This window comes from Streptomyces sp. NPDC002125, assembly GCF_053593715.1.
This window is the reverse complement of sequence record NZ_JBSFDD010000005.1, coordinates 185,871-201,952: the sequence shown is the minus strand read 5'-3', so window position 1 is coordinate 201,952 and position 16,082 is coordinate 185,871. Positions and strand designations below refer to the sequence as shown.

The following is a 16,082-nucleotide window of genomic DNA, read 5'->3' as shown; positions in this document are numbered from 1 at the left end:
TCCGCGTGGGGTCCCGCCGCGGTGCGGTAAAGCGCCTGATCAGATGTCAGGTCGAGGTCAGGTCGAACCTGAACCTCTGCACATAGCTCATGATGGCATCGGCTGGATCATTCGTTCCCCCCGCTTCAACGTCGAGGGACCGGCCGGTGACCTTCATGCCGGGAATGGTGAGGGTGCGCACCCACAGTCCGGTCGCCGGGTTACGGCCGAGGATCGCGGTGCGCGCCTTGTCGGCCATCCACTCAGCCTGGTCGGCGACGCCGCGAGAGTCCTGCTTCGTCGGGTCGGGCCCGGACACCGACGTCACCTGGTACACGTACGAAGCGTCCTCATGCAGGTCAGCGAACGGCGCCCCGGACACTTCGGCAGGCATGGCGTACAGCAGGTAGTACGGAGGGTTCACCCCGGCCGGCTTGTTGCCCCGACCGACGGGCAGGCTTGTCGCGGAAGCCAGGAGCGCGGACAGGGCCATCGTCACAGGCAGGCGGTCGATCATCCGAGGACCTCCTCGACGGCGTCCCGCATCTGCTGCAGCAGCACGGCCTCCATGCGCGGGATGGCTGGCCCGACATGGGGGAACGGGGGCTGGAAGTAGTGGCGGCCGAGGCTGTCCGTCATGTCGAAGAAGCCGAACTCGAGGCGACGCCCCTGGGGGGCTTTCGTGCCGATGGTGCACTGCGCCCCGTACGGGATGGCCCGGCCGACGACCTCCCACGACGACCGGTACCGCCCAGTGATGACGTTCGGCCCGGGTCGCCCCGTCGCATTGGCGCGGATCATGCCGCGCCCCAGCTCTGCGGTATGCACCACCCGGCGCTGCACTGCAGGAGTGATCCGGTCCGCTGCGGCATCGAGCCGGTCGGCCAGTTCGTCCGGGGTCACAGCCCACCCCCCGCACCGGGCGGCACCGTGTTCTGGTCGAGTGGGGTCTTGCGGACCACCTCGACGGTGCTGGCCATGCCGGGGCCGGAGCACTGCCACGTCCGCCCCAGGAGCGACGTGCGGGTCGGGTCGTGGACTGCGACGACGGACACGACAGCGTTCTCCCGAGGAATGGGCGCGGTCAGCGGGGTCAGGAGGAAGTAGGCGAGTTTCTGCTGCTGCGTCCATGGCTGGCCGGCGTCCGGCACGGCGGAGCGCTCCGTGGTGCCACTGGAGGGCACGACGGCACCTGGCCCCTCGTACAGGGTGTCGCCTTGCGGGTACTCGAGCTGGCCAGTCTCCATGTTGAGGACGGGCTCCCCGTCACCGGGCAGCGTGATGCGCACCGTGTCGATGAGGAGGGTGGCACCAATCCACCGTGTGACGCCGGCAAGTGCCGCATCCAGTCCGGCCATCAGCTACTCCCCCGCCCCTGTGCGATGTCGGCGAGCGCCTGCAGCGTCGCCTTGGTGAGCTCGTGCCGGCTGCCGTCGAGGTCGTCCCGGTTGAGGGCGGCCTGCTGAAGTGCCGCGGGGTCAATGTTGGCGAGGAACGTGGCGATGCTGTCGCCGGCGTCCTGCTCGGGTTCCGCGACCGCGACTCGGGCGAGGCCAGCCCAGTGGACGCTGTCGGGCTGCCGGGTGTGGAGGATCAGGGTGGGCAGAGCGCCATGGACGTCGTGCTGGAGGACGTAGCCGGTGAGCTGGCCTGGGGGCAGGAGTTCCCCGTTGAGACGGATGGCGACTTCTCCGGGCTGGGCGTCGATCTGTACGCCGTGCACGGTCGGCTCGTCGGGGGCAGTCACAACGTGACCTCCGGGTCCTCACCGAGAGGCACGGCTTGCAGGACCCAGCGCTCGACCGTCAGGGCTCCGTCGGCGCCCGGGTCCGTGAACCTCTGGCCGTCCTCGCCCCTGCAGAACTCCGTGTACCTGATCCGGTCGCCCCCCTCGTTGCCGTTCACTGCCCGCGAGTGCACGGTGATCGAGCCTCCGGTGGAGACAAAATTCGGGTCGATGCCGTTGGCCTCCAGCCAGGCACGCACGCGTTGCTTCTGGCCCTCACTGAGTAGCTGACCTGCCTCCACGACAGTGATGACGCGGCGCTGCACGGGGTAGGGAACGGGCTTGAGCTGAGGGGGGACGCGCACCGGCTGGTGGTGCATGAGGCCGTCTTTACCCCAGTGCGTGACGACGGTCACGACCGCTTCAGCGACACGACCGCCGTCCTCCATGTCGATAACGAGGCCGAGGTTGTCAAGCTGCTCACCGATCTTCTGGTCGGTCATGTGGCTTCACCTGCCAGCAGCACGCCATCATCGACTCGGAGAAGGTGCTGAACGAGGTAGTACTCGGCACGGTGGCCTCGGGTGCGCTCAGTGTCTTCGTCGGAGGAGGGCGGCCACCCGCGCTCGGCAACGAACCCGGAGTCAGGTCCGAGTTGCCGTTCGGGAAGGGTCATCCAGGCGTAGTAGTCGGCGAAGGTCTCCGACTCGAGCGCCTTGCGCGTCTTCCATGCATAGCTGTTGTGGTCCCCCTCCGTCAGCTGGTCCCACGGCTCACCCACAGGGTGGCCTGCCTGGATGTGCAGGAAGGGGCGCATGGTTGCCTCGTACATGGCTTGGGCGGCCATCTGGAGGGTCTCGGCAGGAATGGTCATGACAGGGCTCCGAGGATGTTGGGGCGGTCGAAGTGCGGGAGGAATTCTCTGATGCAGTGGCTGTGGGCCACTGGGTGGGCGAGAGCGTCGTTGATGCTGCGGTAGGTGCCGTCGGCGAGGTCGGAGTCCTGGTGCGACGTCCATCCGCAGTCGGCCCCATCGCGAACCTTGACCCGGGTGCAGGCCAGCTGCTCGTAGGCGGTGGTGACGGCTCCGGCGTTGGCGGTGGTGACGGCTTGCCAGGACAGTGCGGCTGCCGCCCACGTCTCTACGGGGTGCCGGGCGTCATTGACGTAGATGACGGTACCCAGGGGGTGCGCGTCACGAAGGGCGGCCGGGTCGAAGGTGCCGACGTCGAACTGGGTGATGCGGGTGCGGGCTGCGTCGACGGCGGCGCGCATGAACGCGCGGGCGCGGCGGAGGGCTTCCTGGAGGCGGCCGGTGAGGTGGGCGTAGTACTGGGCGGACAGGGCCGTGACCGCGTTCTGGTGGCGCGTGGTCCACGACCAGGAGCGGCGAGGCCGGTCGGCGCGGTCGAGCATCCCGTAGGCGCCCTCGCGGTAGGCGAGGGGCAGGTCGGTGGCCGCCCACCGCTCGGTGAACGCCCCGACAGCCCGGTCGAAGTCCGCCAGCCGCTGCTGGAACGTGGTCTGCGCCGCCCGGATCGCTGCGGATGCACTGCGGCCGGGTCGGATGCGGGCGAGGGCGTCGAGGAGCGTGTTCTGGGCGCCGGTCAGGATCCTCCACGCTGCGGTGAGGCGGCTGGTGGCGTCTCTGATGAAGTCGAGGAGGCGGGCGCGGAGGGTGCGGCGCCGGGTGGGGGTCGTCATCGGCGGGGCCGTTCCACGAGCTGGATGAGGCCGAAGCCGCCGGTGTCCTCGTCGTCCGGTGCGGCAGGGTCATCGGGTGCCGGGGGTTCGCCGGACAGGAGCTCGGCGAGTTGCCGTTCGTAAGCGGAGATGTTCGCGGAGAAGTTCACGGATACGACGCCGGGCACGGACACGGACCCGGGGGCCGCGAGGAGCGCGGCAAGGCGTTCGCGGACGACCTCAATGGCGACGGCCCTGGCGGTGCCGAGGCGGGTGTAGCGGGCTGTGACGTCTACCAGGTCGGTGTCACGGCCGAGCTGGGAGAGCAGCCACGCGGTTACGGCGGCGTCCACCGAGTCCTCCTGTCAGGGGCGAGGGAAGGGGTGCAGGTGTGGGCCCGGCTCTTGGCGCCCCACCAGGGGCCGGGCCCACACGCCGCTTACTGACCGCCGGTGCCCTCAGCGGCGGTCGTCCGGCCCCGGGCCGGCCTCTTGGCCGCCGTCTTACGGGCGGCCGGCTTGGTGTCCTCGGAGTCGTCCTCGGACTGGTCGTCAGCAGAACCGGCCTGGGCGTCGCCACTGGCGTCGTCCTGGGCGGCTGCGCCGTCGTCGTTTCCCTTGCCGTCGTCCTCACTGTTGCCAGCGAGGTGCTTCTTCACGGCGGCGGGGAGCTTGCCGCCCTCCCAGCACGCGGGGTTCTTCACCAGAACCGCGTACTGCGGTGCCGGTGTCTCTCCCGCGCGCAGGAGGATGTCCTGGTGCTTGGCCGGGTCCCTCACGAACACAGCCCGTGCGAGTTTGGCCATGGGTCAGTCCTCCGCCAGCACCGTGGCGCTGATGTGGAAGTTGTTGACGTACAGGACCGGCATCGCGATGGCGTTGGCCGTGGTGGAGAACTGGACGGGGTTCTCCTGCTTGTTGTACGAGACGTAGATGCCCGGCTCGCGGGACGCCTCGAGGCCGGGGTTCTCTCCAGTGTCGAGGTTGTCCTGCTCGGCGGTCACGCCGTACTGGGTCTGCGCCCACTGCTCCGGGTTCGGGGGGACCATGGCCCACAGCGACTCGGGGGTGGTGCGGACGTACTCGTCGTCGGACCAGACCTGCTCGTCGTAGATCTCGATCGGCGGCAGGCTCCAGCGGGCGCGAACCGCGTTGACGTCCGGCGGCGACAGGGTGGCCGACGGGGTCGTCTCCGGGCTGCTGCTGTTCCAGAAGGCGGTGCGGTACTCCAGGTTGGAGGCCAGCACGGACGCGGCACGCTCGGAGGTGATGACCCGGGCGGGGCGGGGTGCGCCGACGGACTTGAGGTAGCGGATCCACGCCTGCTCGTCGGTGATCGGGGTGGCGCCTTCCTGGTCCCACGGGGTTGCCGCGACGGGCTTGTTCTCGTCGGGGACGTTCCAGTCAACGTCGAGCCAGTCGCCACTGTCACCGATGCCGGGGAGCTTGACGACGCCGGTGGTGAGGAGCTGACCGGCCGCGATCTCCATGGCGATCTTGATGGAGGTGAAGTGCCGCTCGAGGTCGTCGTAGAGCTGGTCGAGGAATTCCTGGTCGTCTGCGCCGCGGCGGGCGTTGAACAGGATCAGGGAGAGTTCGCCCATTTCCAGGGTCTGGCCGACCGGGGGCAGCATGCCCTCGTTGACGACCCGCTCGGCCTGGCGCTTCGCGAGGGCGTGCGGGGTGTCGAAGGCCCGGAACTTCGCGGCGTTGATGCGCCGCTTGTTCGACTCGATGCGGAACTTCGGCCCGTAGATCTTGCGCTCCGGGACCACGCTCTGCGTGAGCTGGTACCGGTTCGGGACGGGGAGTCCGTTGACGTAGGCGTTGATGTCTTCCGGCGTGACGTTGCGCAGGAGACGGTCGAGGGTGCTCATGGATGGTCTCCTTGCTTACCGGTAGTGGATGCTGACGCCGGGGGCGACGCTGGCGACGTCGGTCGGGTCGAAGGGGATGGGCAGCTTGTTGGCGAAGACCTCGCCGTGCCACAGGAGCGCACCGGACGTCTTGGTGGAGCCGGGTGCGAACAGGGACTCGGTGGCGAGAAGCCCTGCGAAGACCTCGGTGCCGTCCGTGGCGGTGCCTGCTCCGCCGGCAGTGGACGTGCCGATGGTGACGCCGGGCGTGGATCCGCCGGTCAGGGACGCGGTGGCGGTCATGGCTGCGACGTCGTCGCCCATGAACTGGCCGCCGAACGTGACGGCCATGGCGGTGCCCGGGTGGGGGCCGCCGGTGACGGTGACCTCGCCGGCCGCGATGTTCGACAGGTTCTCCAGAGCGGTCTTCACCTGGGCTGCGGTCGCGTTGTACGGGATCGCAGCGGTGGTCTGCCCGGAGAACGTCAGGGTGTAGGTGCCGCCGGTGGGGGTGCCAGTGACGGTGACGGTCTGGACCTCGGACGTCGGCCCCGCGTAGGGGGCATACAGGCCGGTCGCGGTGACCTTGCCGAGCGGGAGGCCGGACTTGATGACGTTCCGCGGCTGGAAGGCGGTACCCGCCTCGTAGTGGACCCCGGCGACGAACTTCGTCAGGTCCAGGGCGATGGTGTTGGCGTCGTGGACGCCGACGAGGGAGGCGAGCCACGGCCGGTCGGCGGTGGCTTCCTCGCTCGTGCGCATGGGCTGGAAGTCGTTCACGTGCCCTCTCCTCAGGGTGTGTGCGTTTCAGGCGGCGCCGCTTTGGGTGGCGCGTCCACGAGGAGAGGGGCGTGGTCCCGAGGTTGTGCGGGTGGTGCGGTCAGTTGGCGTCGGCGGGGATCTTCCCGCGGCGCTTGAGCATGGCGAGGCCTCGCTCACCGGGCTTGGGCTGGTTGGCGCCGGGGCGGGGGACGCCCGCGGCGGGAAGCCCGGTGGGGGCCGGGGGGACAGCGGCGGGGTCGGGCTGGCGGGTGGCTCCGAAGAGTTCCGGGCGTCGCTGCTTGAGTGCATCGGCGGCTTCCCGGATGTCCGTGTCGTCGGCGTCGTCCGCGACCCGCAGGAGGGCGGACGCGTCATCGAGGTCGTCACCGGTGGCACCGAGACCAACAAGGACGGCACGCCGGTTCGCGGTCCGCTCCCGGGCTTCGGCGGCCTTCTCGCGTGCCTCTGCCTTCGCCTCACGCTCGGCGAGCTCGCGTTCCCGCTTCTCCTGCTCGCTCAGCTGGGCTTCCTTGGCCTTGCGGCCTTCCTCAATGAACGCCTTGGCGTCGTCGAGGTTCGTGAAACCGAGATCCGCGGCAACCTTCTCGAGCGCGGCCCTCGCTCCGGCCCTCTCACCCTGCGCCTTCTCCTTCGCGGCCAGGGCGGTGAGCTCATCCTGGGTGAAGGTGCGCGGCATGGTGGGCGGGCCTGGCTTCGGGGGGTCCTGCGGGTTCGGGGCACCACCGGTGGGCGGGTCGCCGCCGTCGTTGTAGAACACGCCGAGGCTGGCGATACCGGTGTACGGGTGCAGCCACGCCGAGTGGATGGCGGGGATGCTGTGGTGCTGCGTGGGGCGACGCATGAGCGCAAGTCCTCCCGAACTTGTTCCAGGCCCCGCGCCTGAGATCAAGGAAAGCATGGGTTGCGTCATTCGTTCCCCCTGCTCTGTTCGTCGTCCTGTTCTTCCTGGTCATCAGGCTGTCCGGTGGGCGGGAGGATGAGGGTGGGCGGTTCGGGGTCGGGGTTGATGTCGATGCCAAGGTAGTCGCCGACTGCTTCGGTGGAGCCGGTGGCGTCGGCGAGGGCGCGGGCTGCTTCGAACTGGCGGGACTGGATGCGTTCGACCTCTTCGCCGATGTCGTCGATGGGGTAGCCGGCTTCGACGAGGAGGCGGACTGCGGTCTCGAGAGACATGACACCGCCCTTGACGCCAGCACTGACCTGCTCGAGGACGGCGGCCTTGTCGGTGGGCTTGTAGGTTCCCCAGGCGAGCTCGACATCGACGACGGGGCCAGTCCAGTCGGGGTGCTGGAACGCCTTGAACATCCTCTGGACCATCTTGAACAGAAGGCTGTACTTGCTGTCCCGCGGCAGATGCATGGAGTCCAGGAGGGGTTCCATGGGCCCGTAGGACAGGTCGATCGCGAATCCGGACGGCGCCTTGGTCGGGTCGATGCTGCCGAGGGCGACGGCGGGCATGCGGGCGTTCAGCGACAGGCGGTCCTGGAGCTCGGCGGTCTTGTTGCGGAGCTCAGCAAGCTGAGGGGATGTGTCGACGGCGAAAATGTTCCCGCCCTGGGCCATTTCGACGACCATGCCGGGCTGTACGCGGATCTTCTTCTGCTCGCCGCGGCGGCTGCTTTTCCCGTCGGGGTTCACGATGCCGAGGATCGGGGCCCCGGTCGTTGCGGAGGCTTGCGAGGAGTCGGTGTCGGTGCCTTGCAGCTCGTCGAAGAGCTGCAGGAGCGGGGACAGGGACGACTCTCCCCAGTGGCCGTCCTCCGGGATGGTGTTCGGGACGTGGATGGCGGGGATGAAGTCGATCTGCAAGTCCAGGTGGTCGAGGACTTCTCCGTCGCCGCGGGTGAGGAACGTGGCGTACCGGTAGTCGAGGGTGTGGACGTCCTGGTCGGCCTTGATGTCGTCGAGGTCCCACTCGGCGTCGGTGAGGTAGCAGGTGATGGTGGAGGGTTCGTCGTTCCACGGGTAGAGGCGGCTGATCGTCTCTGCTTCGGGGTTGTACACGTCGCCGCCGGTCATGAGCGGGGTGATGCCGTCCATGTCGTAGGCGGGGACCCGGACGGGGCGGGGGCCGTCGCTGTCGGACACGGTTCGAGTGCCGATGGGCCCGAGCTCGTAGGTGAGGCGGCGCAGTTTCGCTTTGGTGCCGGTGAGGGGGTCGGCGTCGACTTCCCAGGCGAAGTGGATGCGGTCTGGGTAGTCCGCGCTGTCGCCGGCATTGTCGGGGAGGTCGGGGAAGTAGAACCCCGGGTCGATGACGGACAGGCGGGGGCGGCCCTTTACGGCGTCGAGGCCGAGGAGGTAGACGGTGTCGCCCTCGCGGACGGCCTTGCGTTCGGCCTGCTGCAGGCGGAGCGTGAACTGCTCGGCCTTCGCCCAGGCTCGGAGCTTCTCCTGCACGTCCGCGGCGTGTACAGCTTCGGGGGTGGCGGTCGTCCCGTCGGAGGGCTCGGCGTCTTCGGCCCCGGGGACGGTGATGGTCTGCTGCCGGCCGAGCATGTGCGAGGTGATGGAGGCGACGAGCATGGCTGGGTCGCCGAACTCGCGGCGGGCGGAGGCGTCGGTGTGGTCCTGGATGGACGCGATCTCCCACGCCTGGTTGTGCGCGTACGCCGCGAACATGGTGTACGAGGCGAGGCGCCGCCAGTCTTCCTTCGGGACCCAGGAGCGCCGCGCGTGAGGGAAGACTTCGCGGCTGGGCTGCTTGTACGCCGGGTCGGCGAAGGCGCTCTTGTAGTTCAGCGCACTCCACCGGTCGACGATGAATCGGGCAAGGCCCACCAGTCGCCCCTTCTGGACGTGATCAGGCCCCGCGCCTTGTGATCAGGGTAGGGCGCGGGGCCGGGATCGTTGCCCCCGGTCAGCGGCGGCCGGGCGGATCTCCTCGCTCGTAGGTGTCCATCGTGGTCTCGAGGCCGTCAATTTCGGCGAGCTCTGTGAGGGCGTGGACGGCGGAGTCCATGCGGTCCGGGGAGTCCATCCCAGGCATCCACGTGACCATCTGGCCCTCCAGTTTCGTGAACTGCCCGACGTGGTGGACACGGCCCTGTCCGTACAGCTGGGCGATCGGCTCGGCCCGCAGCCTCTTGCCCTTCTTCGCGTTCACGGGGATGAGGCGGGGCATGAGCATGTGCCTGGTCAGGCCCTTACGGGTCAGCTCCTGCCAAGCCTGCTTGATGACCTGCCCGGTCATGTCGCCGCCGAAGTTCGACTCGACGACGATGGCGTCGGCCTGCCAGTCGATGGCGAGCTGGCAGGCGACGATGCCCCACTCCTCGGCACCGAGCGAGGCCGATTTGTCGTCGAGGATGTAGAGCTCGTCGCGCATCTCCGGGTGGGCGTGGTGGGCACCCAGGGCTTCGACGTAGGCGGAACCGGCCGCGGTGATGCCGACTTCGTCGTTCACAGAGGAGTCCCCGCCGGCAGGGTCGACGGCAATGACGATGCGGTCCAGGTCGATGCTGCGCAGGATCGCCGCAGTGAGGCGGTGGTCGTCGATCCACTCCTGCTTCCACACGCCACCGGACATGGGGCGCGGTTTCTGCTGGAACAGGGACCACCAGACGCGCTCTCCGACGCTGCGCCGAATCTTCGCGAGGGCTTTGAGGCCGTAGCGGACGGGCCACAGGGGGCGCCCGATGTCCCGGCGGAGGGGGTCTTCTGGGGAGTCAGCGATGGCGGGGAGGTCGAGGATGGTCCAGTCGGAGGCGTCTTCTCCGGCGAGGATGCGGCCGGCGAGGTCGTCCTCGTGCCACCTGGTCTGGATGACGATCACTGAGCCGCCGGGCTCGATGCGGGTCAGGAGGACGGACGTCCACCAGTCCCACAGGCGCTTTCGCATGGTGGGTGACTGGGCGTCCGCATCGTCTTTGATCGGATCGTCCACGACTGCCAGGTGCGCGCCCTTGCCAGTAAGTCCGCCGCCGACACCGGCGGTGACGAGGCCCCCGTCGAGTCGGTTGCCGTCTCGGTCGGCAAGGTCGAACCGGTTGGCGGCTTTCGACCCGGCGTGGAGGTAGAGGCCGACCTGGTCGCCGTATCCGTTGATGGCGTCGCGAATCCACCGGCCGTGGTCGTCGGCGAGGTCAGCGGAGTAAGAGGCGATCATCACCCGGTGGTCGGGGTGCCTCGACAGGTACCAGAGAGGCGCCCACCGTGCGGCACGCCGACTCTTCCCATGGCGCGGGGGCATCGTGATGAGGACCTTGCGGGGGATCCCGCGGGCGATGTCCCGGAAGACACGGTCGATCAGGTCGAGGTGTTTGGCCTGCATCTCCTTGCCGTCGGTGAGGATCGCGGACATGGACCCTGGGCTGCGCTTGAGGGCCATGTCGCGTTCGACGCCGGCGAGGACGGTACGGATCTCCGGAGTGGCGCCGAGGGAGATGCGGCGGCGCTGGGCGCGGTTCAGCTTCCGGTAGGCGGCGACCAGCTCGAGGAGTTCGGCTGCTTCGTCTGCGATGCCCGTGTCCTCGTCGAGGTAAGGGGCCTCAGGCGTTGTCGCCGTCATCCGTGTCTTCCTCGTCGTCCCCCTGGTCTTCGTCGTCCTCGTCGGGGTCGGGGTCTCCGGCGATCTGGATCAGGTCGCGGAGCTTTGCGACACCGACGGAGCTGAGGGGTACGGGGCCTCCCCCGGGACCTGAGAGCTCGGCCTTGAGTGCCTGCTCCCAGCCGTTGAGCTTGGCCTGGCGTTCGAGGAGCTTGAGGCAGAGTTCGCTGGCCTTGATGTCTCCTTCGAGGGCGGTGGGCAGGTGCTTCTCGAGGAGGCTGTCGAGGATCTCGTTCTGCTCTTCGCGGTACTCGGTGACCTGGATGTTGAGGTCTTTGCGTCGGGCTTCGAGGGCCCGGTAGAAGTCCTTGCTGGCGGCCTGGCTGGAGGTGTAGCCGAGGGCGAGGACTTCTGGGGAGTCGAAGCGCTTCTTGGGCTTCTCCCGGCGCAGCTGGATGAGGGCGGCGCGCCGTTCGTCGATGATGGCCTGCTCCGCTTTGGAGTTCATGGCGGTGGGGCTCCCGCTGTGTGGTTGTTCCGGTCAGGCCCCGCGCCTGTTACCGATGATCCCCGATGTCCGGGTTTTTCTTCCCCCTGCCCGGTGTGGGTGTCATCCTGCGCCCCATGAGGTGTATGCGCGGGGTGGTGTCTGGGGCGGCTGGTTTGGTCGCGGTGGTGGCGCTGTCGGGGTGTGGTGGCGGGGATGGTGGTGAGGGTGGGGGGAAGTCGTCGTCGAGCCCGTCGGTGTCCGCAGCGCCGACACTGTCTGTTCCGCCTGAGCCGCCGCCGGCACCGTTGACGCGGGAGGACCGGGTGGATGAGCTGGCCGCGGCTGAGGGGTGGATGCCGGGCGAGTCGACGTCGGCGTATGTGGTGGACATTTGCGAGACGCTGACGGCTCAGGAGGAGCTGGGTGAGGATCCGGTGGAGTGGCTGACGCTGCGCCAGGAGGACGCGGATCATGCGTCGGTGCTGAAGGCGGGGGTGCCGATCCTGTGTGCGGAGTGGTCGAAGACGGTGCGCAAGGTGCTGGGTAGCGGGGTGCGGTTCTATTCGGACGGCACGTATGTGGTGAGGGCGAAGCCGGACCCGGACGCGGAGGAGATCGCCCCGGGGGCGTACCGGGTGTCGGGGGCGTTGGAGGACTGTTACTGGGAGCGCACGTCCCGGTCTGGGGAGATCCTGGATAACGGCTTTGCGACGTCGGCGCAGGACATCACGGTGACGGTCCTGGCTTCGGATGGTCAGTTCACGGCGCGCGGGTGCGGGTTGTGGAAGCCGGTTGGGTGAGGGGTGGCGTTGCACCCCTTGACAACCTTGCATCACGCGATGCAAGGTTAGGTTCATCGTCAAGGGCACCCGCCCAACGGTGCGGAGAAGGAGCCTCCAATGAGCTTTCCGGACGTCAGCGACTACTACTCGCGGGAAGATTGGGTCGACGGGGTCATGGACTACCGGTCTTGCAGCAACCCGGACAACGGCACCGACGAGGAGCGTCAGGCCGCGTACGGGGAGAACTGGAGGGCGGTGTACGCCCTCGTCCGCCAGGCGGTGTCCCTCACCCAGGACGAGGCGGAGAAGATCGAGAACGGCTACCAGTACTGCACGTTCGACGGGGCGCACGATGAGTACGCGGACGAGGGGGAATGGGAACTCTACGTGGCGGTCATGGCTGCGGCCCCCGACGCTGAGGTCTGGGAGCAGCGCTGGGAGCGAGCCTGCGATGCGGCCCAGGAAGCCCTGGAGTTCAAGTACTCGCAGGCCGAGATCTTCTACGAGATCTCGGATCACTTCTTGGACGCGCTCCTGGCAACCATGGTCGGGGACAGCATCCCCAAGCAGCTGCACGATCAGGCCATGCGCCCCTGGACCGCGCACTCGAAGCGCCACTGACAATCGCATAGTGACGGCCCGCTACCGGGGTGCATCCGGTAGCGGGCCGTACTGGCACGGAAGGAGCCCGCACCATGCCCGACACTACCCCCGAGCTGTGGACCATCGACGTCGCAGCCGAGTACCTCGGCATCCAGAAGGGAAGTGCGCGGGGGCTGCTTTCCCGTCGGGGCGTGAAACGCGTCGACTCGATCCAGCATCCCGACAGCGGGCGCGACATCGCACGATTCCGTGCCGACGAGGTCCGTGCCGTCGCCGCCGACCGACGCCCTGGCCGCCGCACGGACCGGGCATGACGAAGCGCCCCACCGCCGTGGGGCGATGAGACGCTTCAACCTCCGCTCGCGCGGAGAGGGCGGTACGTGGGCGCCTTCCCGTCTGCCTGTATCGGCTCACCTCCGCTCGCGCGGAGAAGGGTGGCGCCAACCCGCCCGCTTTCGCGGGCAGGTCTTCATCCTGGCACACGGCCTCGGGAAACGAGGCCAGTTCGGGAAGAGGCCCCCACCCGGGGGGATTCGGGTGGGGGCCTTCCGCTGTCCCGCGTACGGGCGGGAGTCTGTGGCACGGCCCGGTCTTCCAGTAACCCGGGCGCGGGGACGTCAAGGACACCATGTCGTCCGGGCCGTGCATGTCTAGCGTGACGCACGATCGGGGGTTTGTCCGGGCTGCCCTTCCCTCGGGTTGGTCAGGCAGTGAGTGCGACGCCTGCGGCGGTGACGAAGTCGTCGGTGGCGGCGATGGCGTGTTCGCGGGCTGCACGGAGAGTGGTGTCCGTATCAGCCCCTCGGAGTTCGTAGGCCGCGCGGGCGGCGTCCTGGGCTGCTGGGGCGACGGCGGGGAGGAGGAGCTGGACATGAAGCAGTGGTGCGGTGATCGCGGATCGGGTGGCGTGGGACGCTGCGCGGGCCTCGTCCCAATTCTGGCCGCGCAGGCGGAGGTCTTCACGGACCCACATGGCTCGCCGGTGGTCTGCGAGCGCGGTCGCTAAGGCGGCTACGGCGGTGAGCGCTTCGGCGCGTTGGGCCCGGTGGTCGGCGGCGCGGCGTTGGGATCGTTGGCTGAGGTGGGCAATGGTGGCGCCGGCAAGGGTGCCGAGAACGGCGATGAGGGCGGTCAGCATGAGGAGGTTCTCCTGCTTCTGTGGTCGGATTCTGCAGCTTGAATTTCCAGTCCCTTCGGTCCCCGCCGGCCTGCGGGTGCTTCGGTGCGGAGGTGGTGGCGTAGGGGGCTGTGGTGGTCGGGGACGGTGGGGTCGAGGATGGCGATGAGGAACCGCCCGCCGGGGAGGTGGGCGGTCACCACGTTGGTGCTGGTCACGGTCAGTCGCTCTCCGGTTCGCTGCTGCGCCCCAGGCCCACGCGCACGGTCTTGCCTTCGGCGATCCGGTGGATTTTCCCTGCGGTCTCGAGCTTGCCGAGGGCGTTGGCGAAGGTTCCTTCCTTCAGGCTGGTTGCCGCGAGGAGTGCACTCCGGTCGATGTAGCTGATGTCGAAGTCGTTTGGGTCGATGTCGTTGGCGCCGCCCAGGTAGTCGAGGTGCAGGGGGTCGGCTTCGTCGCGGAGGGCGGCCAGGATCTTCTCCTCGGCGGTGGGTTCCTTCTTCTGGAAGTTGAATCCGGCCGCGATGACCGAGCTAGCACCGTCCTCGTCTTCCCCATCTCCGCCGTCGCCCTTCTCTTCGAAGCCGGGCAGGGGTGTGTTGGCCAGCTCTTCCATGATGTCTTCGTCGCCCCACCAAGGGACGTCTTCGGGGGCTGCGACGAGCTCGGGGCGGATGTGGGGGGTGGCGTCCTCGAGGGTGTCGATGCGCATCATGCCTGCGCGTCCGCCGGGTGCGGCGAGGTAGCCGAGGCCGAAGGTCCGGCGAGGGTCGTCTTCGGGGATGTCGGGGTCGTAGATGAGGGATTCGTCTTCGGTGGGCCAGACGGCGGGGATTTGGGAGGGGTCGATGCCTTCGAAGCCGGTGGGGAGGTCGCCGAGGTTGACCTGGTCGGAGTCGGTGCGCAGGATCAGCCAGGCGCCGCCGGCGAGGAGGTTGGCTCGGATGGCTTGTTCGCCGCCCATCTGGTCGAGGTTGACGGTCTGGGTGACGAGGGCCCAGGGCATTCCCATGGAGCGACCGAGGGAGGCGCCGGCCTTCACGATGTGGACGGCTTCGGCGCGGTTGGGGACCTTGGGGCCGAGCATCTGGGGGGCTTCGTCGAGGACGGTGGGGCACCAGGGGCGCATCTTGGATGCCTGGAAGTTCTTCAGGTCATACTTGGCGGCCTCTGCGACCCGGTGCTGAAGGACGTGGTAGGAGAGGCGCAGGGCTCCGAGGGCGCCGTGACGCTGGAGGCCGGAGTAGGCGGCCATCTTCGGAATGGCGGGGTTGGACGCGCCCTTGGGGTCGGCGTAGATGATCGAGGCGCCGTTGGCGTGGTAGCCGAGGCAGATGACCTGGACGGCTCCACCCTTGCCGCTTCCGGTGGTGCCGGCAATGACGATGTGGAGTGCGCCGAGCCGGGGATCGAACATCTGATAGCGGGCGGGGTGCCCGGAGATGATTTTGCCAATGGGGAACCAGCCGCCGGCGGATGCCTTGAGGGTGTCGAGTCCCTGGAAGTCGTGTCCGGCCTCAAGGGGGTTGGAGTCCATGACTCGGATGATGGCCTTGCGGACGTTGTTGGGGTTCGGTTCGTAGGAGATCAGCAGGGGGGATTTACGCAGGTCACCGGCAAGGTCGGTGAGGTCGGGTGCTTTCAGGGCGCCCTTCATGTCGTCGTCCGCGGCAACCCAGGCGGCCTGTCCTCCGGTGTTCGGGTCGTCGGTGACGTCCTCGAGGTGGGTTTTCGGCATGGTGCCGCCGGAGCAGGCGACGCGCTTCTTCCAGGCTCCTTGCAGGGTGTCGGGGTTCAGTTCGGCGGGGGCGGTGTAGGAGACGCTGAGGTGGGCTTCTCCGGCGTGGTCGCCGTGCTCGATGTCGATCCAGGCTGCGTTGGTCTGGTAGACGGAGGAGACGGCTTCCTTGCTGACGGTTACTCCGGAGCCGGCGGGGGCGAGGATGCGTCCGGTCCACCGGTTGGTGTAGACGGTGACGTCGGTAAGGACCTGGTGGCGGTGGCGGCCTCCGTCGGGGTTGGAGATGTGCTCCTCCCATGCGGCCAGGATCTTTCCTGCGAGGGTGACCGGTGCGGGTGTGCTGTCGTTCGTTGCGGCCCCGGGGGAAGCCTGGGTGTCCACGGCGTGGCGGCCGAAGATGCGCCGCAGCTTGAAGCCGGTCAGGCCCATGGCGGCCCACCAGCCCAGGGACAGGATCCCAGGCACGGAGACGGGGTTTAGGATGCCGCCGATGAGGAGGTCTGTGGCTTCCGGTCCGCCGAGAATGCCCAGGCCAAGTGCCATGCCGGTGGTGATGGTGGAGATGCCCATGGTGTCGCGGTGGCTGCGGGCGATGTCGATGCCGGGGAGCTGGTTCGCCCACGGGCCCAGGCGGTTCATGTAGTTGGCGCCGGTGAACGTGGCACCCGCCATGAATGCGATGCCGGCTGCGCTGGCGGCTGCCGGGTCGAGCATGGGCGCCATGACGCCTGCCCCGAGTGGGGCAAGGATCTGCGCGATGGCTGCGAAGCGCTCGGCAGGTTCGGTGTTCGGCACGGTCTGGGCGGTGGTGGACACAGGGCTGCTCTCCTTAGG

Annotated in this window: 20 protein-coding genes; 3 read left to right on the top strand and 17 right to left on the bottom strand. The window is 68.4% G+C overall.

The window, feature by feature from the left end; translation table 11 throughout:
• Positions 1-46: 46 nt before the first annotated feature.
• The 15 genes from ACWCQM_RS11370 to ACWCQM_RS11300 all read right to left on the bottom strand — a co-directional run bounded on the left by ACWCQM_RS11370 (position 47) and on the right by ACWCQM_RS11300 (position 11,023).
• Positions 47-496 (bottom strand): hypothetical protein, encoded by a 450-nt coding sequence (locus ACWCQM_RS11370; RefSeq protein WP_450915055.1) that lies wholly within the window; start codon positions 494-496, stop codon positions 47-49.
• Positions 493-882, bottom strand: coding sequence for an HK97 gp10 family phage protein (locus ACWCQM_RS11365; protein ID WP_450915054.1), 390 nt, complete (start codon positions 880-882; stop codon positions 493-495). The genes ACWCQM_RS11370 and ACWCQM_RS11365 overlap by 4 nt, the downstream gene beginning before the upstream one ends.
• On the bottom strand, positions 879-1,337 hold the full coding sequence (locus ACWCQM_RS11360) for a DUF6093 family protein (RefSeq protein ID WP_450915053.1): 459 nt from the start codon (positions 1,335-1,337) through the stop codon (positions 879-881). The genes ACWCQM_RS11365 and ACWCQM_RS11360 overlap by 4 nt, the downstream gene beginning before the upstream one ends.
• Positions 1,337-1,726 carry a hypothetical protein gene (locus ACWCQM_RS11355; RefSeq protein WP_450915052.1) on the bottom strand — a complete coding sequence of 130 codons (390 nt, stop codon included), beginning with the start codon at positions 1,724-1,726 and terminating at the stop codon, positions 1,337-1,339. The genes ACWCQM_RS11360 and ACWCQM_RS11355 overlap by 1 nt, the downstream gene beginning before the upstream one ends.
• A complete protein-coding gene (locus ACWCQM_RS11350; protein WP_450915051.1) occupies positions 1,723-2,208 on the bottom strand; it encodes a hypothetical protein in 486 nt (161 codons plus the stop codon). Before ACWCQM_RS11350 ends, ACWCQM_RS11355 begins: the two co-directional genes overlap by 4 nt.
• Positions 2,205-2,579: a hypothetical protein gene (locus ACWCQM_RS11345; protein ID WP_450915050.1), complete on the bottom strand. Its 375-nt coding sequence runs from the start codon at positions 2,577-2,579 to the stop codon at positions 2,205-2,207. Before ACWCQM_RS11345 ends, ACWCQM_RS11350 begins: the two co-directional genes overlap by 4 nt.
• Entirely contained in the window at positions 2,576-3,409 is an 834-nt protein-coding gene (locus tag ACWCQM_RS11340) for a hypothetical protein (RefSeq protein WP_450915049.1), read from the bottom strand. Before ACWCQM_RS11340 ends, ACWCQM_RS11345 begins: the two co-directional genes overlap by 4 nt.
• Positions 3,406-3,741 (bottom strand): hypothetical protein, encoded by a 336-nt coding sequence (locus tag ACWCQM_RS11335; protein WP_450915048.1) that lies wholly within the window; start codon positions 3,739-3,741, stop codon positions 3,406-3,408. Before ACWCQM_RS11335 ends, ACWCQM_RS11340 begins: the two co-directional genes overlap by 4 nt.
• An 86-nt stretch (positions 3,742-3,827) precedes the next feature.
• Entirely contained in the window at positions 3,828-4,193 is a 366-nt protein-coding gene (locus ACWCQM_RS11330) for a hypothetical protein (RefSeq protein WP_450915047.1), read from the bottom strand.
• Positions 4,194-4,196: 3 nt separating this feature from the next.
• On the bottom strand, positions 4,197-5,264 hold the full coding sequence (locus ACWCQM_RS11325; protein WP_450915046.1) for a major capsid protein: 1,068 nt from the start codon (positions 5,262-5,264) through the stop codon (positions 4,197-4,199).
• Positions 5,265-5,279: 15 nt separating this feature from the next.
• Entirely contained in the window at positions 5,280-6,023 is a 744-nt protein-coding gene (locus ACWCQM_RS11320) for a hypothetical protein (protein ID WP_450915045.1), read from the bottom strand.
• 100 nt (positions 6,024-6,123) lie between these two features.
• Positions 6,124-6,867 (bottom strand): hypothetical protein, encoded by a 744-nt coding sequence (locus ACWCQM_RS11315; RefSeq protein ID WP_450915044.1) that lies wholly within the window; start codon positions 6,865-6,867, stop codon positions 6,124-6,126.
• 65 nt (positions 6,868-6,932) lie between these two features.
• Entirely contained in the window at positions 6,933-8,807 is a 1,875-nt protein-coding gene (locus ACWCQM_RS11310) for a hypothetical protein (RefSeq protein WP_450915043.1), read from the bottom strand.
• A 79-nt stretch (positions 8,808-8,886) separates the two neighbouring features.
• Positions 8,887-10,536: a terminase large subunit domain-containing protein gene (locus ACWCQM_RS11305; protein ID WP_450915042.1), complete on the bottom strand. Its 1,650-nt coding sequence runs from the start codon at positions 10,534-10,536 to the stop codon at positions 8,887-8,889.
• Positions 10,517-11,023 (bottom strand): hypothetical protein, encoded by a 507-nt coding sequence (locus tag ACWCQM_RS11300; RefSeq protein ID WP_450915041.1) that lies wholly within the window; start codon positions 11,021-11,023, stop codon positions 10,517-10,519. Before ACWCQM_RS11300 ends, ACWCQM_RS11305 begins: the two co-directional genes overlap by 20 nt.
• Before the next feature lie 305 nt (positions 11,024-11,328).
• Between ACWCQM_RS11300 and ACWCQM_RS11295 the strand changes: the two genes are divergently transcribed.
• The 3 genes from ACWCQM_RS11295 (at position 11,329) to ACWCQM_RS11285 (ending at position 12,704) form a co-directional block, all read left to right on the top strand.
• Positions 11,329-11,805, top strand: a complete 477-nt coding sequence (locus ACWCQM_RS11295) for a hypothetical protein (protein WP_450915040.1) — start codon at positions 11,329-11,331, stop codon at positions 11,803-11,805.
• Between the two features lie 99 nt (positions 11,806-11,904).
• A complete protein-coding gene (locus tag ACWCQM_RS11290; RefSeq protein ID WP_450915039.1) occupies positions 11,905-12,408 on the top strand; it encodes a hypothetical protein in 504 nt (167 codons plus the stop codon).
• Between the two features lie 74 nt (positions 12,409-12,482).
• A complete protein-coding gene (locus tag ACWCQM_RS11285; RefSeq protein ID WP_450915038.1) occupies positions 12,483-12,704 on the top strand; it encodes a hypothetical protein in 222 nt (73 codons plus the stop codon).
• 389 nt (positions 12,705-13,093) lie between these two features.
• Here the strand turns inward: ACWCQM_RS11285 and ACWCQM_RS11280 are convergent, their stop codons facing one another.
• Positions 13,094-13,528 (bottom strand): protein kilB, encoded by a 435-nt coding sequence (locus ACWCQM_RS11280; RefSeq protein ID WP_450915037.1) that lies wholly within the window; start codon positions 13,526-13,528, stop codon positions 13,094-13,096.
• 199 nt (positions 13,529-13,727) lie between these two features.
• Entirely contained in the window at positions 13,728-16,064 is a 2,337-nt protein-coding gene (locus ACWCQM_RS11275; protein ID WP_450915036.1) for a type IV secretory system conjugative DNA transfer family protein, read from the bottom strand.
• Positions 16,065-16,082 lie beyond the last annotated feature (18 nt).

What these genes read in the sequence shown, in the direction of transcription:
- ACWCQM_RS11370 (WP_450915055.1), bottom strand. Translation starts at nt 496, where the DNA reads ATGATCGACCGCCTGCCTGTGACGATGGCCCTGTCCGCGCTCCTGGCT.
- ACWCQM_RS11360 (WP_450915053.1), bottom strand. Translation starts at nt 1,337, where the DNA reads ATGGCCGGACTGGATGCGGCACTTGCCGGCGTCACACGGTGGATTGGT.
- ACWCQM_RS11350 (WP_450915051.1), bottom strand. Translation starts at nt 2,208, where the DNA reads ATGACCGACCAGAAGATCGGTGAGCAGCTTGACAACCTCGGCCTCGTT.
- ACWCQM_RS11345 (WP_450915050.1), bottom strand. Translation starts at nt 2,579, where the DNA reads ATGACCATTCCTGCCGAGACCCTCCAGATGGCCGCCCAAGCCATGTAC.
- ACWCQM_RS11340 (WP_450915049.1), bottom strand. Translation starts at nt 3,409, where the DNA reads ATGACGACCCCCACCCGGCGCCGCACCCTCCGCGCCCGCCTCCTCGAC.
- ACWCQM_RS11330 (WP_450915047.1), bottom strand. Translation starts at nt 4,193, where the DNA reads ATGGCCAAACTCGCACGGGCTGTGTTCGTGAGGGACCCGGCCAAGCAC.
- ACWCQM_RS11325 (WP_450915046.1), bottom strand. Translation starts at nt 5,264, where the DNA reads ATGAGCACCCTCGACCGTCTCCTGCGCAACGTCACGCCGGAAGACATC.
- ACWCQM_RS11315 (WP_450915044.1), bottom strand. Translation starts at nt 6,867, where the DNA reads ATGCGTCGCCCCACGCAGCACCACAGCATCCCCGCCATCCACTCGGCG.
- ACWCQM_RS11305 (WP_450915042.1), bottom strand. Translation starts at nt 10,536, where the DNA reads ATGACGGCGACAACGCCTGAGGCCCCTTACCTCGACGAGGACACGGGC.
- ACWCQM_RS11300 (WP_450915041.1), bottom strand. Translation starts at nt 11,023, where the DNA reads ATGAACTCCAAAGCGGAGCAGGCCATCATCGACGAACGGCGCGCCGCC.
- ACWCQM_RS11290 (WP_450915039.1), top strand. Translation starts at nt 11,905, where the DNA reads ATGAGCTTTCCGGACGTCAGCGACTACTACTCGCGGGAAGATTGGGTC.
- ACWCQM_RS11285 (WP_450915038.1), top strand. Translation starts at nt 12,483, where the DNA reads ATGCCCGACACTACCCCCGAGCTGTGGACCATCGACGTCGCAGCCGAG.
- ACWCQM_RS11280 (WP_450915037.1), bottom strand. Translation starts at nt 13,528, where the DNA reads ATGCTGACCGCCCTCATCGCCGTTCTCGGCACCCTTGCCGGCGCCACC.